This window comes from Paracoccus sp. SM22M-07, from assembly GCF_001887735.1.
Lineage (GTDB): Bacteria > Pseudomonadota > Alphaproteobacteria > Rhodobacterales > Rhodobacteraceae > Paracoccus.
The window spans coordinates 350,517-370,922 of sequence record NZ_JPKW01000003.1; the positions used below are offsets into that span (position 1 = coordinate 350,517).

At 63.7% G+C, this 20,406-nt stretch carries 25 protein-coding genes and 1 tRNA gene; 12 read left to right on the forward strand and 14 right to left on the reverse strand.

What is annotated here, in order from left to right; all coding sequences use genetic code 11:
* Nucleotides 1-72: 72 nt before the first annotated feature.
* Entirely contained in the window at nucleotides 73-660 is a 588-nt protein-coding gene (locus tag IE00_RS06765; protein WP_072296307.1) for a TetR/AcrR family transcriptional regulator, read from the reverse strand.
* Between the two features lie 134 nt (nucleotides 661-794).
* Here IE00_RS06765 and IE00_RS06770 point away from each other — a divergent pair, with 134 nt between their 5' ends.
* Nucleotides 795-1,028 carry a hypothetical protein gene (locus IE00_RS06770; RefSeq protein WP_139291351.1) on the forward strand — a complete coding sequence of 78 codons (234 nt, stop codon included), beginning with the start codon at nucleotides 795-797 and terminating at the stop codon, nucleotides 1,026-1,028.
* A 57-nt stretch (nucleotides 1,029-1,085) separates the two neighbouring features.
* Nucleotides 1,086-2,255 carry an alpha-hydroxy acid oxidase gene (locus IE00_RS06775; protein ID WP_072296309.1) on the forward strand — a complete coding sequence of 390 codons (1,170 nt, stop codon included), beginning with the start codon at nucleotides 1,086-1,088 and terminating at the stop codon, nucleotides 2,253-2,255.
* On the opposite strand, the gene IE00_RS06780 is transcribed toward IE00_RS06775, so the two are convergent.
* Nucleotides 2,230-3,147 carry an acyltransferase family protein gene (locus tag IE00_RS06780; protein ID WP_072296310.1) on the reverse strand — a complete coding sequence of 306 codons (918 nt, stop codon included), beginning with the start codon at nucleotides 3,145-3,147 and terminating at the stop codon, nucleotides 2,230-2,232. The genes IE00_RS06775 and IE00_RS06780 overlap by 26 nt on opposite strands.
* Before the next feature lie 210 nt (nucleotides 3,148-3,357).
* On the opposite strand from IE00_RS06780, the gene IE00_RS06785 reads away from it, so the two are divergent.
* The 3 genes from IE00_RS06785 (at nucleotide 3,358) to gluQRS (ending at nucleotide 6,265) form a co-directional block, all read left to right on the forward strand.
* Nucleotides 3,358-3,987, forward strand: a complete 630-nt coding sequence (locus IE00_RS06785) for a 50S ribosomal protein L25/general stress protein Ctc (RefSeq protein WP_072296311.1) — start codon at nucleotides 3,358-3,360, stop codon at nucleotides 3,985-3,987.
* A gap of 110 nt (nucleotides 3,988-4,097) precedes the next feature.
* Entirely contained in the window at nucleotides 4,098-5,435 is a 1,338-nt protein-coding gene (trmFO, locus tag IE00_RS06790; RefSeq protein WP_072296312.1) for a methylenetetrahydrofolate--tRNA-(uracil(54)-C(5))-methyltransferase (FADH(2)-oxidizing) TrmFO, read from the forward strand.
* A complete protein-coding gene (gluQRS, locus tag IE00_RS06795; RefSeq protein WP_072296313.1) occupies nucleotides 5,417-6,265 on the forward strand; it encodes a tRNA glutamyl-Q(34) synthetase GluQRS in 849 nt (282 codons plus the stop codon). The genes trmFO and gluQRS overlap by 19 nt, the downstream gene beginning before the upstream one ends.
* On the opposite strand, the gene hisI is transcribed toward gluQRS, so the two are convergent.
* A complete protein-coding gene (gene hisI, locus IE00_RS06800) occupies nucleotides 6,250-6,606 on the reverse strand; it encodes a phosphoribosyl-AMP cyclohydrolase (RefSeq protein ID WP_072296314.1) in 357 nt (118 codons plus the stop codon). The genes gluQRS and hisI overlap by 16 nt on opposite strands.
* A 73-nt stretch (nucleotides 6,607-6,679) precedes the next feature.
* On the opposite strand from hisI, the gene IE00_RS06805 reads away from it, so the two are divergent.
* A complete protein-coding gene (locus tag IE00_RS06805) occupies nucleotides 6,680-7,117 on the forward strand; it encodes an iron-sulfur cluster assembly scaffold protein (RefSeq protein WP_170864095.1) in 438 nt (145 codons plus the stop codon).
* Between the two features lie 123 nt (nucleotides 7,118-7,240).
* Here IE00_RS06805 and IE00_RS20085 read toward each other — a convergent pair whose 3' ends face one another.
* The 5 genes from IE00_RS20085 to IE00_RS06825 form a co-directional block, all read right to left on the reverse strand.
* A complete protein-coding gene (locus IE00_RS20085; RefSeq protein ID WP_170864096.1) occupies nucleotides 7,241-7,399 on the reverse strand; it encodes a hypothetical protein in 159 nt (52 codons plus the stop codon).
* A gap of 19 nt (nucleotides 7,400-7,418) precedes the next feature.
* Nucleotides 7,419-9,515, reverse strand: coding sequence for an ATP-dependent DNA helicase RecG (gene recG, locus IE00_RS06810; RefSeq protein ID WP_072296316.1), 2,097 nt, complete (start codon nucleotides 9,513-9,515; stop codon nucleotides 7,419-7,421).
* Nucleotides 9,512-11,689 carry an NAD-dependent DNA ligase LigA gene (gene ligA / locus IE00_RS06815; protein ID WP_072296317.1) on the reverse strand — a complete coding sequence of 726 codons (2,178 nt, stop codon included), beginning with the start codon at nucleotides 11,687-11,689 and terminating at the stop codon, nucleotides 9,512-9,514. The genes recG and ligA overlap by 4 nt, the downstream gene beginning before the upstream one ends.
* A gap of 104 nt (nucleotides 11,690-11,793) precedes the next feature.
* Complete coding sequence (gene ctrA, locus IE00_RS06820) at nucleotides 11,794-12,504, reverse strand: response regulator transcription factor CtrA (protein ID WP_072296318.1); 711 nt, start codon at nucleotides 12,502-12,504, stop codon at nucleotides 11,794-11,796.
* 103 nt (nucleotides 12,505-12,607) lie between these two features.
* On the reverse strand, nucleotides 12,608-12,883 hold the full coding sequence (locus IE00_RS06825; protein ID WP_072296319.1) for a DUF1153 domain-containing protein: 276 nt from the start codon (nucleotides 12,881-12,883) through the stop codon (nucleotides 12,608-12,610).
* A 181-nt stretch (nucleotides 12,884-13,064) separates the two neighbouring features.
* Between IE00_RS06825 and mnmA the strand changes: the two genes are divergently transcribed.
* Nucleotides 13,065-14,231 carry a tRNA 2-thiouridine(34) synthase MnmA gene (mnmA, locus tag IE00_RS06830; RefSeq protein ID WP_072296362.1) on the forward strand — a complete coding sequence of 389 codons (1,167 nt, stop codon included), beginning with the start codon at nucleotides 13,065-13,067 and terminating at the stop codon, nucleotides 14,229-14,231.
* Here mnmA and IE00_RS06835 read toward each other — a convergent pair.
* Nucleotides 14,203-14,613 (reverse strand): SufE family protein, encoded by a 411-nt coding sequence (locus IE00_RS06835; RefSeq protein ID WP_072296320.1) that lies wholly within the window; start codon nucleotides 14,611-14,613, stop codon nucleotides 14,203-14,205. The two genes, mnmA and IE00_RS06835, sit on opposite strands and share 29 nt — an antisense overlap.
* A 115-nt stretch (nucleotides 14,614-14,728) precedes the next feature.
* Between IE00_RS06835 and IE00_RS06840 the strand changes: the two genes are divergently transcribed.
* The 4 genes from IE00_RS06840 (at nucleotide 14,729) to IE00_RS20845 (ending at nucleotide 16,788) form a co-directional block, all read left to right on the forward strand.
* Nucleotides 14,729-15,226, forward strand: a complete 498-nt coding sequence (locus tag IE00_RS06840; protein ID WP_083554133.1) for a hypothetical protein — start codon at nucleotides 14,729-14,731, stop codon at nucleotides 15,224-15,226.
* A 43-nt stretch (nucleotides 15,227-15,269) separates the two neighbouring features.
* A tRNA-Ser gene (locus tag IE00_RS06845) sits at nucleotides 15,270-15,359 on the forward strand.
* 136 nt (nucleotides 15,360-15,495) lie between these two features.
* Nucleotides 15,496-16,029, forward strand: coding sequence for a hypothetical protein (locus IE00_RS20840; protein ID WP_371328429.1), 534 nt, complete (start codon nucleotides 15,496-15,498; stop codon nucleotides 16,027-16,029).
* Nucleotides 16,030-16,788, forward strand: coding sequence for a tyrosine-type recombinase/integrase (locus tag IE00_RS20845; RefSeq protein ID WP_371328430.1), 759 nt, complete (start codon nucleotides 16,030-16,032; stop codon nucleotides 16,786-16,788).
* Here the strand turns inward: IE00_RS20845 and IE00_RS06855 are convergent.
* From IE00_RS06855 to IE00_RS06870, 4 genes are all read right to left on the reverse strand, one after another.
* On the reverse strand, nucleotides 16,770-16,958 hold the full coding sequence (locus tag IE00_RS06855) for a hypothetical protein (protein WP_072296321.1): 189 nt from the start codon (nucleotides 16,956-16,958) through the stop codon (nucleotides 16,770-16,772). The two genes, IE00_RS20845 and IE00_RS06855, sit on opposite strands and share 19 nt — an antisense overlap.
* A 245-nt stretch (nucleotides 16,959-17,203) precedes the next feature.
* Nucleotides 17,204-17,602 carry a transcriptional regulator gene (locus IE00_RS06860; protein ID WP_072296322.1) on the reverse strand — a complete coding sequence of 133 codons (399 nt, stop codon included), beginning with the start codon at nucleotides 17,600-17,602 and terminating at the stop codon, nucleotides 17,204-17,206.
* A 170-nt stretch (nucleotides 17,603-17,772) separates the two neighbouring features.
* On the reverse strand, nucleotides 17,773-19,077 hold the full coding sequence (locus IE00_RS06865) for a HipA domain-containing protein (protein ID WP_072296323.1): 1,305 nt from the start codon (nucleotides 19,075-19,077) through the stop codon (nucleotides 17,773-17,775).
* 2 nt (nucleotides 19,078-19,079) lie between these two features.
* Nucleotides 19,080-19,289, reverse strand: coding sequence for a helix-turn-helix domain-containing protein (locus IE00_RS06870; protein ID WP_072296364.1), 210 nt, complete (start codon nucleotides 19,287-19,289; stop codon nucleotides 19,080-19,082).
* Between the two features lie 213 nt (nucleotides 19,290-19,502).
* Here IE00_RS06870 and IE00_RS06875 point away from each other — a divergent pair, with 213 nt between their 5' ends.
* Complete coding sequence (locus IE00_RS06875; RefSeq protein ID WP_072296324.1) at nucleotides 19,503-19,724, forward strand: hypothetical protein; 222 nt, start codon at nucleotides 19,503-19,505, stop codon at nucleotides 19,722-19,724.
* Between the two features lie 58 nt (nucleotides 19,725-19,782).
* On the opposite strand, the gene IE00_RS06880 is transcribed toward IE00_RS06875, so the two are convergent.
* A partial coding sequence (locus IE00_RS06880; RefSeq protein ID WP_205949657.1) for a GNAT family N-acetyltransferase occupies nucleotides 19,783-20,406 on the reverse strand: 624 nt, incomplete at its 5' end.

The following is a 20,406-nucleotide window of genomic DNA, read 5'->3' on the forward strand; positions in this document are numbered from 1 at the left end:
CTGATTATCTGCAATGATGCGCCCTGCGGCAAGCCGGGCGGAATGGGTATTTGGGCAAAGAAGAAGACGCGATCAATGCGCCCCCACCGCGCCGCGTGCAAGGCCCCAGTAGATATCGGTGATGCGGACGCGATCAAGACGGCCCCCTTCGCGATACCAGTTGGTCACCCCGGTCAGCATGGCGATCAGGGCAAGGGTGGTCAGCTTGGGGTCTTCGATCCGCATGACATCGGCGGCAATGCCGTCCCGCAGGATGCCTTCCAGCGCGGCTTCATAGCGGCCGCGCAGTTCCGCGATGGCGGCGAAATTTTCGGGGCTGAGGTTGCGCAGTTCCATATAGGACAGGAAGACCGCATCGGGATTGTCCAGGCTGAAGCCGATATGGAAGCGGACGAAGCGTTCAAGCCGCGCCAGGGGTTCCGCATCGGGCGCATCCGACCAGGCGGCCAGCAGATCCTGCATGTGGCTTTCCAGCAGATCGTGCAGCAGCGCCTGCTTGTCGGGGGTATAGGCATAGAGCGCGCCCGCCTGAACGCCCACCGCCGCCGCGATCTGGCGCATCGACACCGCCGCATAGCCCTGTCGCGCGAACAGGCGGCGGGCCTGGTCGCGAAGCAGGGGGCCGGTGATCTCGGCGCGGGAACCTTGGGTGCGGGCCATGCGGTGTTCTAGCCTGCGCGGGGGGCGGTGAAAAGGGATCGCGATAGGTCACGAGGGCCGTTGCCGCCCGCCCGGCCTGCGCGTAATCTGCGGCCATGAACCATGTGTCGCGCCCTGCCCTGCCAATTGCCCTGATGTTTACCCTGGCTCTTGCCGCCTGCGGGACCGAGGGCGATTATCCCGACCTGCTGCCCACCAGCCAGTTGCTGGCGGAACCGGCGGTGCCGGTCCATGCCCAGGCTGCCGCCGCCGATCCCGCCCCGGTCGAGGCCGCGACGGATGCCCGCGCCGAGGCGTTGCGTGCCCGTGCCCGCGCACTTCAAGGTCCGGTCGTCCCCGAGGAACTGCGCCGCGCCGCGATGCGGTGATTGCACGGGGCCATGGGCGCTGTTACCAATTCCCCTGCACAGGGGAGGATGGGCTAGATGGCGGTGATCACCTCGATCGATGACCTCAAGGCGTTGCATCGCGCAAGAACGCCGAAGATGTTTTACGACTATGCGGAATCGGGCAGCTATACCGAGCAGACCTTCCGCGAGAACACGACCGATTTCGCCAAGCTGAAGCTGCGCCAGAAGGTGGCCGTCGACATGACAGACCGCAAGCTGGCGGGCGACATGGTCGGAATGCCCGTGACGATGCCGGTGGGCCTGGCGCCCGTCGGCATGACCGGCATGCAGCATGCCGATGGCGAGATCCACGCCGCCCGCGCCGCCGAGAAGTTCGGCGTCCCCTATACGCTGTCCACCATGTCCATCTGTTCGATCGAGGATGTGGCGGCACATACCACCCAGCCCTTCATGTTCCAGCTTTACGTGATGAAGGACCAGGATTTCCTGGCCGCCATCATCGAACGCGCCAAGGCGGCCCGCTGCAGCGCGCTGGTGCTGACGCTGGACCTGCAGATCCTGGGCCAGCGCCACAAGGACCTGAAGAACGGCCTGACTGCGCCGCCAAAGATGACCTTGCCGACGATGCTGGATCTGTCCACGCGCTGGCGGTGGGGCATGGGGATGCTGAAGACCAAGCGGCGCTTTTTCGGCAATATCGTGGGCCACGCCAAGGGGGTCGCCGATACCAGTTCGCTGATGGACTGGACGGCCGAGCAGTTCGACCCCAAGCTGGACTGGGACAAGGTCGCCCGCATCCGCGAGATGTGGGGCGGCAAGCTGATCCTGAAAGGTATCCTGGACCCCGAGGACGCCCGCATCGCGGCCGATTTCGGTGCGGATGCGATCATCGTCAGCAATCATGGCGGACGTCAGCTGGACGGCGCGCTGTCCTCGATCAGGATGCTGCCGCATATCGTCAAGGCGGTCGGCGACCAGGTCGAGGTGCATATGGACAGCGGCATCCGGTCGGGCCAGGACGTGCTGAAGGCGCTGGCGATGGGCGCCCATGCGACCTGGATCGGACGCGCCTATATCCACGGGCTGGGGGCGATGGGCGAGGCCGGCGTGACCCGCGCGCTGGAGGTGATCCGCAAGGAGCTGGACATCAGCATGGCCCTGTGCGGGGAACGTGATCTGAAGAATGTCGGGCCGCAGAACCTGCTGGTCCCCAAGGGCTTCACGGACGAATACCCGATCGCCTGACGGCGATGGCCTGCCTTGCCCAGACCACCCCGAAGGGCAGCGCGATGCCCAGGATGACGGCGACGAGCAGGTCGTCCACCCCGATCAGCGGCAGCCCCTGCAGCACGATCACATGCATCACGTAGATGCCCGCGGCCGCCGCCCCTAGGGGCAAGGTGGTCGCAGGCATCGGGATGCGCCGCACCAGCACGAAAATGGCGGGACATAGCAGGAAATGCCCCAGGGGGATCTCCAGCAGGGGATCATGGCCGATACGGGCGATCCACAGCATGTTCTCGGCCACGGTCATGGCCAGGCCGAGGATGGCGGCCAGGGCGGCCATGCGCATCCGCATCCCTTCGGCCAACAGCCAGCCCATGGCCAGAAAGGGATAGAGATAGAACGGGCCGTTTCGGTAATGTTCGATCGGCACCTGCGACAGTTCGGCCATGCGCGCATATTGCAGCCCCAGCCCCAGCAGCGCGAAGGCCAAGGCGGACAGGATGACCGCGCGCGGACCAAGGCGGCGGAACCCGCCCAGCATGATGCCCGCGATGGCGATGCCCTGCAGAAACCACAGATGCATGAAACCAAGCGTCAGGTCGCGCAGCGTCAGCGATAGGGGGCGCGTGCTGAAATAGGGCCATAGGAAGACGATATAGACCAGCGACCAGATCGCGTACATCGCCAGCAACTGCCCCACCCAGGGCGACAGCCGCCCCCTGCGCAGGGTCGTGGCCAGGAAATAGCCGGCGATGATGGTAAAGACCGGCACGGCCACGCGCAGGATGCTGTTGCCGACCGCCAGCCCCGTGTCGCCGATGACGTCGCGGGCAAAGCCCGAATGGCCCAGCACGACGAAGCCCGCCAGAAGAACGCGCAGATAATCGATCGAGATGACCCTGCCCTGCACCCTGCGTCTCCGTTTCACAGCCCCATGTCGAACAGGGGCGTTATCTGCGATTGCCGGGTCAAGTCAAACCGTGGTTGCACGTCGCGGGGCGGGGACACGCGAACGTCATTTTCATCCTTCACAACCCGTACCGATTGCGTTATGGGCACCGCTTGGTCGCCGTGCACCCTTGGAGGACGGCGTCATCACATAAGGTTAAGGATAGATAACATGGCCAAAGAGATTCCGGATCTGGTGGCTGAGGCACGCGCGGGGACAGGCAAGGGGGCCGCCCGCCAAGCTCGCCGTGAAGGCAAGGTGCCCGGTATCGTGTATGGCAACGGCGTCGAGCCGGCTGCGATCGCGTTTGACTTCAACAAGCTGCTGACGCAGCTGCGCAAGGGCCGCTTCATGTCCACGCTGTGGAACCTGAAGGTCGAAGGCCAGGAAGACGTGCGCGTCATCTGCCGTGGCGTTCAGCGCGACGTCGTCAAGGATCTGCCGATCCACATCGACTTCATGCGCCTGCGCCGCACCTCGAAGGTGAACCTGTTCATCCCCGTTGAATTCATCAACGAGGACAAGTGCCCCGGCCTGCGCAAGGGCGGTACGCTGGTGACGGTTCGCAACGAAGTCGAAATGATCGTGACCGCGGGCGACATCCCCGACCACATCACCGTCGACCTGGAAGGCGTCGATATCGGCACCTCGATCCACATCAGCAGCGTCAAGCTGCCGGAAGGCGCCAAGCCGACCATCGACCGCGACTTCGTCGTCGCCAACATCGCCGCCCCGTCCGCTCTGCGTGCCGAAGGTGATGATGCGGAAGGCGAAGAGGCCGAGGCCGCCGCGGAAGAATGATCCCGCGCGCTTGGGTCGCATGACCTTCGGGGCGGTGCCACTGGCGCCGCCCCTTTCCTTTTGGGACAAGCTTTGCTAGCCCCGCCCCGCATCCCTTGCAGGAGATCCGCATGGAACCCGTCCACATCATCGGTGCCGGCCTTGCCGGGTCCGAGGCCGCCTGGCAGATCGCACGCGCAGGCGTTCCCGTCGTGCTGCACGAAATGCGCCCGACCGTCGAAACCTTCGCCCATAAATCCGGCGACTGCGCCGAGATGGTCTGTTCCAACAGCTTCCGGTCCGATGATGACGTGATGAACGCCGTGGGCCAGCTGCACTGGGAAATGCGCGCGGCAGGCGGCTTGATCATGGCGATGGCCGACAAACACAAGCTGCCAGCAGGCGGCGCGCTGGCCGTCGACCGCGAGGCGTTCTCCGCATCCGTCACCGCGGCGCTGAAGGCGGAACCGCTGATCACCATCCAGCCCGGCGAGATCACCGAACTGCCCACCACCGGCAACTGGATCGTGGCGACGGGTCCCTTGACCTCGGACGCGCTGGCTGGGGCCATTCGCGGGATTACCGGGTCCGAGGCGCTGGCCTTCTTCGACGCCATCGCGCCCATCGTTCATGCCGACACCATCGACATGTCCATCGCCTGGGAACAGAGCCGTTACGACAAGGGCGAAACGCTGGAAGAGCAGCGCGCCTATATCAACTGCCCGATGACCAAGGACGAATACGAGGCCTTCATCGACGCCCTTCTGGCCGCCGACAAGACCGAGTTCCACGAGGGCGAGACCGCCGGATATTTTGACGGCTGCCTGCCGATCGAGGTCATGGCCGAGCGCGGCCGCGAGACATTGCGCTTTGGCCCGATGAAGCCGGTGGGTCTGACCAATGTCCACAAGCCCGATGAAAAAGCTTATGCAGTGGTTCAACTTCGCCGTGATAACGCATTGGGAACGCTTTATAATATCGTTGGCTTCCAGACCAAGATGAAATACGGTGCCCAGACCCAGGTCTTCCGCATGATCCCCGGTCTGCAGGATGCCAGCTTTGCGCGTCTGGGCGGTATCCACCGCAACAGCTTCTTGAATTCGCCCACGTTGCTGGACGACCGGATGCGCATGAAATCGCAGCCGAACCTGCGCTTTGCCGGTCAGGTGACGGGCGTCGAGGGCTATGTCGAAAGTGCCGCGATGGGTCTGCTGGCGGGCCGGATGGCTGCCGCGCAAGCCAAGGGTCAGGACCTTGCGCCGCCCGCCTATACGACCTCGATGGGTGCGCTGGTCAACCACATCACCGGCGGGGCCGAGGCCAAGACCTTCCAGCCGATGAACGTGAATTTCGGCCTGTTCCCCCCGGTCGAGGAAGGCCGCAGCGGTCGCCGTGGCCGCAAGGACCGCTATCCCGCCTATACGCAGCGCGCCAAGGATGATTTCAACGCATGGCTGGCCGCCCAGTAACGCGCTTTGCGCCCTCGCCCACGGGGCTTTTGCACCTGGGACATGCGTTCTCGGCGCTGATGGCGGCGCGGGCGGGGGATTTCCGGCTGCGGATCGAGGATATCGACCGCGACCGCTGCAGGCCCGAATACGAACAGGCGATCCTTGACGATCTGGCCTGGCTGGGGCTGGACTGGCCGCGCCCCGTCATGCGCCAGTCGGACCGGATGCCGGCCTATCGCGATGCGCTGGCGCGTCTGGCGCCCTTGACCTATCCCTGCCAATGTCGGCGCGGCGATATCCGTGCGGCGCTGTCGGCTCCGCAGGAAGGGGCCCTGCCCGCCGGGCCGGACGGGTTGATCTATCCCGGCACCTGCCGCCACCGCCCGAGGCACGATGCGGGACCCGATGACGTAATCCGGCTGGATGTCGGGCGCGCCTTCGATGCCCTGGGAATCGACCGGATCGGCTTTCACGATCGGGCCATCATGCCCGGGCAGCCCCACACCCTGACGCGGGCCGAGTTTCTGGACGGGATCGGCGACGTCATCCTGTCGCGGCGCGGCATGGGGACATCCTATCACTTGGCGGTGGTGGTCGATGACGCGGCGCAGGGCATCACGCTGGTCACGCGCGGCAAGGACCTGTTCGACAGCACGTGGATCCATGTCCTGCTGCAGCGCCTGCTGGACCTTCCGACACCGGGCTATCTGCATCACCGCCTGATCCGCGACGACGCGGGCAAGCGGCTGGCCAAGCGCGACGATGCCCGCGCCATCCGCCATTACCGGGACGAAGGCGCGACCCCCGCCGATATCCGCGCCATGGTCGGACTTCAGGACATCGGCTGAAGGATCTCGACCTCGGACCCGTCGCGGATGGCGGTATAAAAACAGCTGCGGCGGTTCGTGTGACAGGCGGGACCGGTCTGGCGCACCAGCACCAGCAGGCAGTCGCTGTCGCAATCGACCCGCATTTCCACCAGTTCCTGGACATGGCCCGAGCTTTCGCCCTTGATCCAGAAGGATTGGCGCGACCGCGACCAGTATGTCACCCGCCCGCTGTCCAATGTCCGGGCCACCGCATCGGCGTTCATCCAGGCCATCATCAGCACCTCGGCGCTGTCGGCATCCTGCGCGATCACGGGGATCAGCCCCTTGGCGTCATATTTCAGGCTGAGAGGGTCGAACATCGGGTTTCCTTTCGCGGGTCGCGTCCCTATCTAATCCCCAAGGCAGGTGCCGAAAAGACCGCAGGACAGATTGATGGCCGACAGCGACCTCATGCAGCTTTATTCGCGCCGGATTCTGGCGCTGACCACGGCGATTCCCCATCAGGGCAAGCTGGAGAACGCACAGGCCAGCGTGCTGAAGCGCTCGCCGCAATGCGGATCGTCGGTGACGGTGCATCTGACGATGACCGACGGCGCCATTTCGGATTTTGCGCAGGAGGTGCGGGCCTGCGCGCTTGGGCAGGCCTCGGCCTCGGTCCTGGGACAGGCGGTGATCGGGCTGGACCGCGATACCGTGGCGACCGTGCGCGATCAGCTGCGCGCCATGCTGACGCAGGATGGCCAGCCCCCCGCCGCGCCCTTTGCCGACCTCGAGGCGCTGTTGCCGGCGCGGGCCTATCCCAACCGCCATGCCTCGATCCTGCTGGCATGGGACGCGACGATCGAGGCGATGGACAAGGCCGCCGCCTGACAATTTCCGAACACCTGGAATGAAAAAAACCGGCCCCTGCCAGGGCCGGTCAAGTTGCGCGTGCTGGACAGTGGCGGCGCACAGGCAGGGCGCCGCATCGCAACGCGGGGCAGAGGAAACAGATCAGGCTTGCAGGATCGCAGGCAGCCAAAGCGTCACCACAGTCGTGGTCGCAAGGGCCGTCACGCCGACAAGGTCACAGAGAAAATCGCGGGTCATGGGCAGCAACTCCTTTTCCGTTGCTGCTTTGTTCTCATATTCAGCGATCGCTGTAAAGAACATTTTAAGAACATTTTGGTTGTCAGCCGACCTGAACCAATCGAATCGCCTGATCCTGCTGCATCAGCCACATCAAATGGCGCAATGCCACGCCGCGCGGGCTGTCCAGCGTCGGGTCGCGTTCCAGCAGGGCGCGCGCATCGTTTCGCGCCACGGCCATCAGGCCGGACTGATGTTCCAGATCCGCGATTCGAAACCGCGGCAGACCCGATTGCGCCGTGCCGATGACATCGCCCGCGCCGCGCATCTCCAGGTCCACCTGCGCGATGCGGAAACCGTCCTCGGTATCGCGCAGGGTCGTCAGGCGACGGGCACCGGTCTCGTTCAGCGGCGGATGATACATCAGCAGGCAGGTCGAGGCCCCGGTCCCGCGCCCCACCCTGCCCCGCAGCTGGTGCAGCTGCGACAGGCCAAAGCTTTCGGCGCGTTCGATCACCATGATCGTGGCCTGCGGGACATCCACCCCCACCTCGATCACCGTCGTCGCCACAAGGATCTGCGCCACGCCCGAGGCGAAATCGGCCATCGCCGCATCGCGCTGATCGGTGGGCATCTGGCCGTGGACCAGCCGCACCAGGTCGCCGAACTGCGCGCGCAGGCTGGTGAAACGCGCCTCGGCGGCGGTCAGGTCGCTGACCTCGCTTTCGTCCACCAGCGGACAGACCCAATAGGCGCGCGCGCCCTGCGCCAGCGCGGACTTCAAGCGGTCCGTCACCTGGTCCAGCCGCTGGTCGCTGATCATCACCGTCGTGATCGGCTGCCGGCCTGGCGGCTTTTCATCCAGCACCGAGACATCCAGATCGCCATATTGCGACAGTGCCAGCGACCGGGGGATTGGGGTGGCGGTCATGATCAGCATGTCGGGCGGAACATCGCCCTTGGCGGCCAGTTCCAGCCGCTGTCCCACGCCGAAGCGATGCTGTTCGTCGATGATGGCCAGCCGCAGGTCGTTGAAATGCACGTCCTTCTGAAAGACCGCGTGGGTGCCGACCAGAATGTCGATGCCGCCATCGGCCAGGTCGGTCAGGATCTGCTGGCGGGTGGCGGTCTTGTCGCGCCCGGTCAGCGCCGCCAGCCGGATACCTGCGGCGCGGGCCAAGGGCTCAAGCGCGCGGGCATGCTGGCGGGCCAGGATCTCGGTCGGGGCCATCAGCACGGCCTGCCCCCCGGCTTCGACCGCCACCAGGGCGGCCAGCATGGCGACCAGCGTCTTGCCCGCGCCGACATCGCCCTGCAGCAGGCGGTTCATGCGCCGGTCGCTGGCCATGTCATCGGCGATTTCCTGAGCCGCGCGGGCCTGCGCGCCTGTCGGCGGCCATGGCAGATGGTCCAGCACCGCGCGCCGCAACCGCCCGTCGCCCGCGCTGGCCCGCCCCTTCAGCCGCCGCTTTTCGCGCCGCACCAGCGCCAGGGTCATCTGATGCGCCAGGAATTCGTCATAGGCCAGTCGCGCCCGCGCGGGACTGTCGGGCGACATGTCGGCGGGCGATTGCGGCGCATGGGCCTGCACCAGCGCCTGCGTGAAGGACGGCCAGCCGCGTTCGCGGATCAGCTGCGGGTCGATCCATTCCTGCACCTCGGGGACCAACTGCAGCGCCGCCTTGGCAGACCGGGTCATGACCCCTTGGGTCAGGCCCGCCGACAAGGGATAGACCGGCTCGAATGCGGGCGGCAGGGGATCGGCCTCGGACAGAATATGGTCGGGATGAACCATCTGGGCGTGGCCGTCGAACAGTTCCAGCTTGCCGCTGACGATGCGGCGCTGGCCTGCGGGCAACTGACCCTCGATCCAGTTTTCGCGCGGGCGGAAGAAGACCAGCGTCAGGTCCGTCGTGCCGTCGGTGCAATGCACGCGCCATGGCCTGCCCCTGACCTGCGGCGGGTGATGGCGCAGGATGGTCACTGTGATGGTCACGATCTCGGGCGGGCGGGCCTCGGACAGGGCGGCGATGCGGCGGCGGGTGATGCCGCTGGCGGGCAGGGTCATCACCAGGTCGCGGGGCTTCTCGACGCCCATCTGTTCCAGCGCGGCACGCCCCTTGGGGCCGATGCCCGGAAGGGTGTCGATCCCCGCGAACAGCGGAAACAGCGCCGGCGGACGGCCCTTGGGCTGGGTCATTCGGCCCCCGCGATGCGCAGCCATTCGTCTTCGTCGATCACCTTGACCCCCAGATCGGCGGCCTTGGTGGCCTTGGACCCCGCCCCCGGCCCCGCGATCAGCAGGTCCGTCTTGGCGCTGACCGATCCGGCCACCTTGGCGCCCATCGCCTCGGCCCGGGCCTTGGCTTCGGCGCGCGACATGCGCTCCAGCGTGCCGGTAAAGACCAGCGTCTTGCCCGACACCTCGGTCCGGGCGCTGGCCTTGGCCTCGACGGGTTGGACGGTCAATTGGGCCAGCAGGCGGTCGATGCCTTGGCGTTCGGCCGGTTGGGCGAATGTGGTCACCAGCGAATTCACCAGAACGCTGCCGATACCGTCGATGCCCGTCAGTTCGGCCCAATGGGGGCTTTCGGCCAGCGCCGCGCGGCGGGCCTTGTCATCGGGGGCATTGAAGGCGGGCTCGGCAGCGGCCCCGTCGATGGCGGTGACAAGCGCGTCCCAGGTTCCGAAATGCCGGGCCAGGGTGGCGCTGGCGACCTCACCCAGATGGCGGATGCCAAGCGCGAACAGCAGGCGCGACAGGGGGATGGCGCGCTTGTCCTCGATGGCGTCGAACAGCTTGCGGGCCGAGCGTTCGCCAAAGCCGTCGCGTTTCTTCAGCCGCGCCAGCTGCGCCCCGTCGCGTTCGGCCAGCGTGAAGATGTCGGCAGGTTCGCGGATGGGCAGGGCGGGATCGGCAAAGAACATCTCGATCTGTTTGGCACCCAGGCCATCGATGTCGAAGGCTCCGCGGCTGACGAAATGCTTCAGCTTTTCAACCGCCTGCGCGGGACAGATCATGCCGCCGCTACAGCGCCGGACGCTGTCGTCCGGTTCGCGGATCGCGTCCGATCCGCATTCCGGGCAATGCGTCGGGAAGACATAGGGCGTGTCGTTCTGCCGGCGCGACAAATCCACATCCGCAATCTTGGGGATCACGTCCCCGGCGCGATAGACCTTGACCCAATCGCCTTCGCGGATGTCGCGCCCCTCGCGGATCGGCGCGCCGGTGTTGTCGCGACCGGCGATGTAATCCTCGTTGTGCAGCGTCGCGTTCGACACGACGACGCCGCCGACCGTCACGGGCTCCAGCCGTGCCACAGGTGACAGCGCGCCGGTGCGGCCCACCTGGATCTCGATCCGGTCCAGTCGCGTCCAAGCGGTTTCGGCGGGGAATTTATGCGCGATGGCCCAACGCGGCGTGGTCGCCCGGAACCCCAGACGCGTCTGATAGGACAGGTCGTTGACCTTGTAGACGACGCCGTCGATGTCATAGCCCAAGGTCGCGCGCTGCTGTTCGATCCGCGTCCAGACCGCGATCAACCCCGCCGCATCCTGACACAGTTCCGTCAGCGGATTGGTCTGAAAACCCAGTTCGGCAAGACGCTGCACGGCCTGCATCTGGGTCGCGGCCAAGGGGGCGGACAGTTCGCCCCAGCTATAGGCAAAGAACCGCAGCGGGCGGCTGGCGGTCACGGCCGGGTCGATCTGCCGCAGGGACCCCGCAGCCGCATTGCGCGGATTGGCAAAGACGCGACCGCCCTCGGCCCGGTTCAAGGCCTCGAAATCGGCATGGGTCATATAGACCTCGCCGCGAACCTCAAGGATGTCGGGAACATCGCCTGACAGCATCTGGGGAATGTCGTCGATGGTCGCGGCATTGGCGGTGACGTTTTCGCCGACCGACCCGTCGCCCCGCGTGGCCGCCTGGATCAACCGCCCCTTCTCATAGCGCAGCGACAGCGACAGCCCGTCGATCTTGGGCTCGGCGGTGACATGCAGGGGGGCGTCGGCGGCCAGCCCCAGAAAGCTGCGCACCCGGGCCAGAAAATCCGCCACGTCCTCCTCGGAAAAGGCATTGCCAAGCGACATCATCCGCTGCGCATGGGTGATCTTTCCGAAACCCTCGGCAGGGGCGGCACCCACCTGCGCGGTGGGGCTGTCGACGCGGGCCAGATCGGGGAAAGCCTCCTCCAGCTGCGCCAGCCGTGCCTTGGCCGCATCATAGTCGGCATCCGAGATGACCGGCGCATCCTGACCGTGATAGGCGGTGTTCGCGGCGTCGACCTGCGCCGACAGTTCCGCGATCTCGGATGCGGCCTGGACGTGATCCAGATCCGCTACGGGCGGCCGCCCTGCCACATTCTGCGCCATCGTGTCCTCTCTGCCTCGGCATGGCCGGAACGCATCCGGCCATCGGTCCTTGTCAGATCAGGGTATCGCGCAAGGGGGCGCGGTCGTCCAGCACCCGTGATCGATCAGGCGCTGGCCGCGATGCGTTGGTCCGACCCGGCAGAGGGGTCGCGCAGGACATAGCCCCTGCCCCAGACGGTCTCGATATGGTTCTCCCCGCCCAAGGCCTCGGAGAGTTTCTTGCGCAACTTGCAGATGAAGACATCGATGATCTTCAGTTCGGGTTCGTCCATGCCACCATAGAGGTGGTTGAGGAACATCTCCTTGGTCAGAGTCGTGCCCTTGCGCAGGCTCAGCAGTTCCAAGATCTGGTATTCCTTGCCGGTCAGGTTCACCGGCTTGCCCTTCACTTCGACCGAACGGGCGTCCAGGTTGACGGTGATCTCTCCGGTCCGAATCAGGGCCTGGCTGTGCCCCTTGGAACGGCGGATGATCGCCTGGATGCGGGCCTGCAGCTCCTCGCGGTTGAAGGGCTTGGTCATGTAATCGTCGGCGCCAAATCCGAACCCGCGCAGCTTGCTTTCGGTATCATCCGACCCGGTCAGGATCAGGATGGGCGTGTCGATGCGCGCCAGCCGCAGATGGCGCAGCACCTCCATCCCGTGCATGTCGGGCAGGTCGAGGTCCAGCAGGATCAGGTCGTAATCATACAACTTGGCCAGATCGATCCCTTCCTCGCCCATATCCGTCAAAAAGACGTTATAGCTGGCTGCCGTCAGCATCAATTCGATCGCACGTGCCGTGCTGGGATCGTCTTCTACCAAAAGAATGCGCATGGCTGATCTTTCCCCCGATTCGCCGCAATGTCATGGGCCGACATTCGGATGAATTGGTTAACATGCGGTTTACCGGCCCTGACTCCATGCATCATACATCAACCTAGAGTTGTCTATACTTTTGTAGGGATGTGGTCTTCAACGCCGGGGCACCGTGTCTTTCGAACGCCTTGCACCACCCGTCGAACTCCTCGGCCGAAAGACCATAACGACGCAGCGCCTCGTCCCGCGCGATCAGGTCGTGCTGCACGGCCAGCACGACGATCTGCTTGCGGCTGGCCACCCACCGCGTCTGCGGCGATGGCAGGTCCGCCACGCTGATGATGCGTCCGTCATCAAGCGCCGCAATCCGCGGTCCGGTCGTTTTCTTCACGAACATACATGGTGTCCTTTTTCTTCCTGTCCTTTCTTTCGTGACGCAAAGCTTTTAAGTCCGGGTTAGTCGCAGCGGCTTTTCTGCCCCGCGCGGGGTTGAGAATAGCGGGCATTTACATATATTTTGACGCAATCCAGCACTGCATGCCCAAGGCCCCGCGGGGGCGAAAGATCATCCGATGACCATGATTGCCGCCGAACGCGCCGATGCGCGCGATACCGAATTGAACAGCCTCGGCTTTACCAAACCGCCCGCGCAGACGCGCGTCGTGGTGGCGATGTCGGGCGGGGTGGACAGTTCGGTCGTGGCGGCACAGCTGAAATCCGAAGGCTATGACGTCATCGGCGTCACCTTGCAGCTTTACGATCACGGGGCGGCGCTGGCGAAAAAGGGCGCCTGTTGCGCGGGTCAGGACATCCATGATGCTCGGCGCGTGGCCGAACGCATGGGCTTTCCGCATTACGTCCTTGATTACGAAAACAAGTTCCGCGAATCCGTGATCGACGAATTTGCCGATGCCTATCTGGCGGGCGCGACGCCCGTGCCCTGCATCCGTTGCAACGAACGCGTCAAGTTCCGCGACCTGCTGGAAACCGCGCGCGATCTGGACGCCGATTGCATGGCGACTGGCCATTACATCCAGCGCAAGAACGGTGCGGCGCGCGCCGAACTGCACATGGCTGCCGACCCGAACCGCGATCAGAGCTATTTCCTGTTCTCGACCACGCAGGAACAGCTGGACTTCCTGCGCTTCCCCTTGGGGCATCTGGTCAGCAAGGACGAAACGCGCGCCTTGGCTGCCGAATACGGGCTGTCGGTCGCCGACAAACCCGACAGCCAGGACATCTGCTTTGTCCCGAACGGCGATTACGCCGCCGTCATCGAAAAGCTGCGCCCCGGCGCGGCCGATCCCGGCGAGATCGTCGACATGGAGGGCAACGTGTTGGGCACCCATCGCGGCGTGATCCACTATACCATCGGCCAGCGTCGCGGCTTGGGGATCGGCGGCCTGGGCGATCCGCTCTATGTCGTCCGGCTGGAGCCCGAAACCCGGCGCGTCGTCGTCGGTCCGCGTGCGGCGCTGTCCACCAAGACCGTCAACGTGACCGAGGTGAACTGGCTGGGCGACGGCGCTTACGAAGGCGAGATCCCCTGCCTTGTCCGCATCCGGTCCACGCGTCCCCCGCGCCCTGCGATCCTGCGCCCCCTGCCCGGCCGCCGCGCCGAGGTCGAACTCTTGGACCCCGAAGACGGCGTCAGCCCCGGTCAGGCCTGCGTGTTCTATGAACCCGAAGGCACCCGCGTGCTGGGCGGCGGCTGGATCAGCTTGCGTCGGCGGCCAGCAGCCTGATCCGTTCGATCATGGCGCGCAGGCCGTTCGACCGCTGCGCCGACAGATGTTCGTCCAGCCCCAGCCGTGCCAGCGCGGCGGGGGCATCGACGTCCCCGACCTCGGCCACGGGCAGCCCCGAATACAGGGCGTGCAGGACGGCAATCAGGCCGCGCACGATGATGGCGTCGCTGTCGCCCTGAAAATCGAACCTGCCGGCCTCGATCTGCGGCAGGATCCAGACTTGGCTGGCGCAACCATCGACCTTGGTGGCCGGCACCTGAAAGGCCGGGTCCAGGCCGGGCATGGCCTTGCCCAGTTCGATCACGTGGCGATAACGCTCCTCCCAGTCATCCAGGAATTCGAATGTCTCGGCGATATCCTCGAAAGCGGCGGTGGGCATGGGTCTCTCCGTTTTGCGCAAGAAGGCCTAGCCCGACCGCGCCCCAAGGTCAAAGAGGCTTTTCCGCGCGCCCCGTTTCCCCTATCACCAAGGGCAAATGCCGAAGGGATGCGCCATGACCAGACTGACCCTGCCCCTGTTGATCGCCGCCGCACTGGTGTCCGGATGCGGACGGTTCGGGGATAGCGGTTGGAACCCGCTGTCCTGGGGCGGCCGATCGGTCCCGTCTTCGCTGGCCCCCGAGGGCGGCTATGTCACCCCCGAAGACCAGCGCCCCGCCATCCCCCAGATCCTGTCGGCCGAGTGGGAACCCCTGTCCGAGGGACGCCTGCTGGTCGTGCGCGGCCTGGCCCCCACCAAGGGCTATCATTCGGCGGAACTGGTCTCGGTTCGCCCCCAACCCGGCGACCGCCTGACGCCCGATGCGGACGGCGTTCTGCGCCTGCGCTTCGTCGCAAGCCCGCCCCCCGCCGACGCCGCCGCGGCAGGGCTTGCATCGAACCCCACGACCGACCAGATCATCGTCGGCCTGCCGCTCAGCTTCCTCCAGCTTGGCAAGATCTATGCCGTCGAAGTCTCGGGCGCCAATCAGACCGTCCAGCTGCCGCGCTAAGTCCCTTGCACCGCCCGCGCTGCCGCGCTAATCCGCCCCAGTCGGAGGCGTGGCAGAGTGGTTTAATGCACCGGTCTTGAAAACCGACGTGGGTTAACGCCCACCGTGGGTTCGAATCCCACCGCCTCCGCCACTTTCCTTCACCATGCGCGCTGTGTAGATCAGAAAATGCTGGATCTTGCGCAGGATGGCTTGTGGGCTTGTCATTTTTTGCTATACAAACTGCTATACATTGAGCGATACATGAGCCTTGGTTCGACGAGGTTGTCATGACGATCAGAACCCGGGGAAACTCGGTCAAAAGCACCCTGCATCTCTACAAGCGTGTACCCAAGCGCTATGCATCTGTTGAACCGAGAACTTTTGTCTGGGTCAGCCTCAAGACGGATTCGGCTTCTACAGCCAAGATGAAGGGCGATGCCGTCTGGGAACAGTTGATTGCTGCATGGGAGACCAAGCTGGCGGGCGCCGATGGCGACGCCGAGCAGTCATTCGCCGCGGCACGCGATCTGGCCGAGGCGAAGGGTTTCCGCTACCTGCGTGCCGACAAGGTCGCCGAACTGCCGCTTGAAGAGATCCGTGATCGGCTTTCTGCCGTGACCCGTGCGAATGACAAGCAGAACTCCATCGACTTGCGTGAAGCGTCGGCCCTGCTTGGCGGTGCCAGAGAGCCGTCACTCGTCATCAATCGATGTCTCGAGCTTTATTGGTTACTTGCGAAGGATAGGACGCTTGGCAAGTCGCCCGATCAGATCCGGCGATGGGAAAACCCCCGCAAGAAGGCTATCCAAAATCTAATTTAGGTGATCGGCGACAAGCCGATTGATCAGATCACCGGCGAAGACATGCTGGATTTCCGAAACTGGTGGGTCGAGCGGCTCGAAGTCGAGAAGTTGACCCCGAACAGCGCCAACAAGGATTTGATCCACCTCGGGGATGTCCTGAAAACCGTGAACAGGATGAAGCGTCTAGGCACGGTGCTGCCGTTGAGGGACCTTGCCCTCAAGGATATCGAGGCCAAGACACGGCCACCATTCTCGCGGGAGTGGATCACCGGCAAGCTGCTTGCTCCCGGGGCATTGAACGGTCTGAACGCCGAGGCCCGGACCATTCTTCTCGTGATGATCAACACCGGATGCCGACCGTCGGAACTGGCGGCACTTTCTGGCAACACGATACACCTCGAAGCAGACGTGCCCTACATCTCCATCGAGCCGGAAGGCAGGCAGATGAAGAGCGCCTATGCGCGCCGCACGATCCCGCTCCGTGGTGTTTCCCTCGACGCGATACGTGCCTACCCCGAGGGCTTTCCGAGATATCGTGGCAGCAGCGCAGGGCTGTCCGCGACGGTGAACAAATATCTTCGAGAGAACGAACTGATGGAGACCTCTGATCATGTGCTCTATTCGCTTCGGCACTCGTTCGAGGATCGCATGTTGGCCGCAGGGATCGACGATCGGGTCAGGCGCGATCTTTTCGGACATCGCCTGACCCGAGAGAAGTATGGTGAAGGAGCCAGTTTGAAGCAGAAGCAGGCAATGCTTCAAGCCGCGGCTTTGTAGCCCGCCAATAGGGCGCGAACGCGCTCGATTGCATCGTCCCTTGATCGCCATGTCGCAAGCTCGTGCTCGATGCGTTCGAAAATGGGCAGATACACGGGATCGGCCAGAACGAGCTCGGCGATCATGCGATGCATATGGTTCAGTTCGTTCAAGGTGACGTCGGAAGACATGGAGCAGCGTCCTGTTGTTACGCTTAGCTCATACGTCCAGCCCTCGTATTGTTCTCATGGGACGGAAGCCGTTCTAGCCCGGCATCCTGCGCGATGTCGCACTTTGACGAAGCTTGGCGGTCCCTGAACTGAAACCGTATTGGTCCGACGGACATCAACTGTTCCCGAGGACGTGGATCATTCCAATCCACGTCCTCGGGAAGGGCCTCGCTGCGAGAGAGGCGCCCTCTCTTTCGTCGTTGGCTTTACTTGCCAAAGATCGCCCTGAGCGCGGCGCGTGACCTTCCTGTGAGACGAGGGTCCTTGTTGTCCGATGCGTTGCGGATTTCGGCCAGCCAACCGCGTTCGTTCTCCGTCGCTGGCGTTCCGAAGATCTCGGTGATGGCTTGAGCCGCAGTTTCACCGATAGACTGATCGAGGGCGAGGCGCATCAGATAGGCCGGGTCGATCTCAAGCGCTTTCGCAAGCGAAGGCACGCGATCAAGGGGCACCTTGTTCCGACCGTTCTTCAGGAAGGTCATCATGTTCGGGTTCGGGAAACCGGTCTCGGCCGCGATCTCTGCTTGGCTCTTGCGATATGCGAGATCCTGGATGCGTGCCGAGATGAAGATCGCTGCGGGGCTGTTCTGATAGGGGAGTGTCATGGTCTTGCTGTCGCTTTCATTGGTTGTGACACCTAGATTGCGCGCGACGTCATCTGTGTCGGGTGGGACTTCACCGCGACCAGAAAGATGCGAAGTCCTAGAGAAAACGGTTGTCGATCATGGGGATGCAGCCGGTGTCCGTAGGTCGGGGGCGCCGCAACCCTCCGCTTTCAGGGTCGGTTCAGAACCATCGCATCCCGTTCCGGTATGTCGATCTGCATGCCGACGGCCTCTGCAAGTGATCCTGCCTGCTCGGCAATGGCATCACCGACGCGTTTGCGCCGAGGGCCACTCATGTCGGGAATTCGTGCAACGATGTCAGCGACGATCTCGCGGAGACGTTTCAGCAGGGCAGGAGTCGCTCTTGGAAAGCCGATTGCCGTGATGAAGGCGGAAAGGTCCTCGGCTGTGATCTCGTCGGTCATTCGCGCCTGCCCGATGTCGAAAGACATCTGATGGACCACCTGATCATCGAGCAGGATCGGCGCGACGTCATAGACCGGCGCAAGGTTGGGGCGCGAGCCAACATGCAGTAGCGCATGGTTCTTGGCGTGGTTGTCCGTATTGCCAAGCAGCAGGTTGATCAGGGTAATCTCGAGGAAGGCCAGTCTTGCCCGTCCCGGCTGTGCGGTCTGAGCCAAGACCTGGCTGATCGCGCGGGCGTCGAAGCGGCGGTTTTCGATGCCGTTGCGTTGGTATTTCAGCTGCGGCCCAAGCCCGAGCGCCTGAGCAAAGTCTTCCTGATGCAGCCGTCGTATTTCGGTGCCCTCGACGATCCGGTCGAAGCGCGTGATCAGAAGCCCGCAGAGAGCGTCATCGCCAAGCACTTCTGTCGCTGCCACGGGATGTGCCTGTGCACTGGACATCAGTTGCATGAGCAGATGCTCCTGATGAACGCTGGTCATCTCGAAGCGGCTTGGCACCTTGAGGATATGCGTCGTCGGCACATTCAGTCCTTGGCGCGGCAGGGCAAAGCTGCCGTCCGGAAGTCTGGTCAATGCGATCTTCCCCTGAACGCCCGCCAGGGGTGAGGGATCACGGGTATCGTCCGGCACCCGCCTGCGGTCACGCAGAGAGGTCATGATCCGCTCCAACTCGTTCTGGTCGATCGGATCGTAGTCGGTCAGCAGGTTTCCCGGAGTCTTCGCAGGGCCGGTCCCGACAGGCACACAGGAGATCGAGCCGGGACAGTCCTTGCCAAGGTGTTCAAGCAGGCCGACCACGTCGTCGAAGTCCAGGCCATGCCGTTGCATGATCTGTTCACGTTGTGTGTTTTCGAACAGAAGATTCGAGAAGAAGCCGCGGGTCGGGACATCGCTGAACGGCTTCTCGCGCAGAGGCAATGAGAGGCTCATGGGGTGGGGTAGCGCGTCTGTCAGGTAGCGGAAAGCCATCGCACCGCTATGCTGCCTTGTGAGGCGTCCTACGGCCTCTGGCAGGCCCTCGATGAACACGTCCAGTTCAAGCACCGCCATGCCTATGTTCCTGCGGTCAGGTGGATACCGAGATCACGACAGAGCTGCAGCACCAGACCGAGCCGAGCCGTTTCCTTCCCGTTCTCAATAGCGCTGACGGTTGGGGTCGAAACTCCGCTCTGCATCGCGAGATCGGTCTGCTGCAGACCCAGCTCCAGGCGTCGGGCACGGATGGCACGGCCGAGATCCGCAGCAGTGTAGATGGTGGTCATGTCGATCGCCCCGCAAGAATCAATGATCGTTGATTTGGTGGGCAAGTTACTGCATTCAACGACGTTCGTAAACGATCGTTGAAATGGATCGCCCGAGACCGCCCGCGAAGAGTAGTCGGTTTTCTGCGGAAGTAGATGAAGGTGATTCATATCCCACCCGACAGACCTTCGAGCGAGCGGTATATGAAGAAATAACAGCAACAGGGTTTGAGAATGACAAACGAAGAACATGTCCAAGAGATCAGCCGGCTACGCCGCCAAGCGACGCTGAGCGTTGCGCGCAACTTGGGGCTGATTCTTCTCGGGGCCGCGATATATCGGATCTACGATGCCGGCCTTGAGGACATCTGGCCTGTCATCGCCGGGGTTGGCGCGGGTTCGGCCCTGCTTGCTGGGTCGCTGGCGTTGACCCTGTTCGGGCGTTTCATTCGCTGAAACGCAACGAGCTGGGCGAAATCCGAGGTGCCGTCAGGTGCTTCGGATACCGCAGGCCTTAGCGATCTGACTTCGGGAGATGCTTCTGCATCTGGTAGCGCTTCAAGATGACTCCATCACGTTCAACCTGCTCCTCTTTCAAAACACCCCAACCATGCCTCTCGAAGAAGGGAAGCGCGGCCAGACTTGCTGCCGTCGTCAGGTCCGTGGCACCCTGGATAAACGCCAAATGCTCGGCCCTTGCGAGAAGTGCACTGCCGACACTCTTGCCCGCAGCCGAAGGCAGAACGAAAGCAAGTTCGATATACCCCGTCGGATCGACCGTGATAAACCCAACGGGCTCACCGTCCACTTCGGCAACAAAGCCGGCGAGTGTCGTCAGGCGTTCCTTCCATCGGGGAAGGTCTATCGTCAGGCCGCTCCATGCTGTTCGTTGGACAAGACTGTAGACGTGGTTGGTCCCCTCATGCACTGCGCAAAAGAAGATCCTGCCGACATCGACATAGTCTTCGGGGCGTATGTGCCTTGTCTCGATCATCATGGATCGCCTGACCCAAACAAACCGCAATTTGACATCTTGGCTCTGGCCTGCCCCTATCGGGTGGTCCGGTTTCAATCTTAGTGCATTACGTGTCTTGTCGCTACAGCTGGGGTGGCCGGCGAAGCGGCTCCGGATGGCGAA

Bases quoted from the DNA above. Each gene is read 5' to 3' on its own strand.
- IE00_RS06765 (WP_072296307.1), bottom strand. From the start codon at position 660: ATGGCCCGCACCCAAGGTTCCCGCGCCGAGATCACCGGCCCCCTGCTT.
- IE00_RS06770 (WP_139291351.1), top strand. From the start codon at position 795: ATGTTTACCCTGGCTCTTGCCGCCTGCGGGACCGAGGGCGATTATCCC.
- IE00_RS06775 (WP_072296309.1), top strand. From the start codon at position 1,086: ATGGCGGTGATCACCTCGATCGATGACCTCAAGGCGTTGCATCGCGCA.
- IE00_RS06785 (WP_072296311.1), top strand. From the start codon at position 3,358: ATGGCCAAAGAGATTCCGGATCTGGTGGCTGAGGCACGCGCGGGGACA.
- trmFO (WP_072296312.1), top strand. From the start codon at position 4,098: ATGGAACCCGTCCACATCATCGGTGCCGGCCTTGCCGGGTCCGAGGCC.
- gluQRS (WP_072296313.1), top strand. From the start codon at position 5,417: ATGGCTGGCCGCCCAGTAACGCGCTTTGCGCCCTCGCCCACGGGGCTT.
- hisI (WP_072296314.1), bottom strand. From the start codon at position 6,606: ATGTTCGACCCTCTCAGCCTGAAATATGACGCCAAGGGGCTGATCCCC.
- IE00_RS06805 (WP_170864095.1), top strand. From the start codon at position 6,680: ATGGCCGACAGCGACCTCATGCAGCTTTATTCGCGCCGGATTCTGGCG.
- IE00_RS20085 (WP_170864096.1), bottom strand. From the start codon at position 7,399: ATGTTCTTTACAGCGATCGCTGAATATGAGAACAAAGCAGCAACGGAA.
- recG (WP_072296316.1), bottom strand. From the start codon at position 9,515: ATGACCCAGCCCAAGGGCCGTCCGCCGGCGCTGTTTCCGCTGTTCGCG.
- ligA (WP_072296317.1), bottom strand. From the start codon at position 11,689: ATGGCGCAGAATGTGGCAGGGCGGCCGCCCGTAGCGGATCTGGATCAC.
- ctrA (WP_072296318.1), bottom strand. From the start codon at position 12,504: ATGCGCATTCTTTTGGTAGAAGACGATCCCAGCACGGCACGTGCGATC.
- IE00_RS06825 (WP_072296319.1), bottom strand. From the start codon at position 12,883: ATGTTCGTGAAGAAAACGACCGGACCGCGGATTGCGGCGCTTGATGAC.
- mnmA (WP_072296362.1), top strand. From the start codon at position 13,065: ATGATTGCCGCCGAACGCGCCGATGCGCGCGATACCGAATTGAACAGC.
- IE00_RS06835 (WP_072296320.1), bottom strand. From the start codon at position 14,613: ATGCCCACCGCCGCTTTCGAGGATATCGCCGAGACATTCGAATTCCTG.
- IE00_RS06840 (WP_083554133.1), top strand. From the start codon at position 14,729: ATGACCAGACTGACCCTGCCCCTGTTGATCGCCGCCGCACTGGTGTCC.
- IE00_RS20840 (WP_371328429.1), top strand. From the start codon at position 15,496: ATGACGATCAGAACCCGGGGAAACTCGGTCAAAAGCACCCTGCATCTC.
- IE00_RS06855 (WP_072296321.1), bottom strand. From the start codon at position 16,958: ATGTCTTCCGACGTCACCTTGAACGAACTGAACCATATGCATCGCATG.
- IE00_RS06860 (WP_072296322.1), bottom strand. From the start codon at position 17,602: ATGACACTCCCCTATCAGAACAGCCCCGCAGCGATCTTCATCTCGGCA.
- IE00_RS06865 (WP_072296323.1), bottom strand. From the start codon at position 19,077: ATGGCGGTGCTTGAACTGGACGTGTTCATCGAGGGCCTGCCAGAGGCC.
- IE00_RS06870 (WP_072296364.1), bottom strand. From the start codon at position 19,289: ATGACCACCATCTACACTGCTGCGGATCTCGGCCGTGCCATCCGTGCC.
- IE00_RS06875 (WP_072296324.1), top strand. From the start codon at position 19,503: ATGACAAACGAAGAACATGTCCAAGAGATCAGCCGGCTACGCCGCCAA.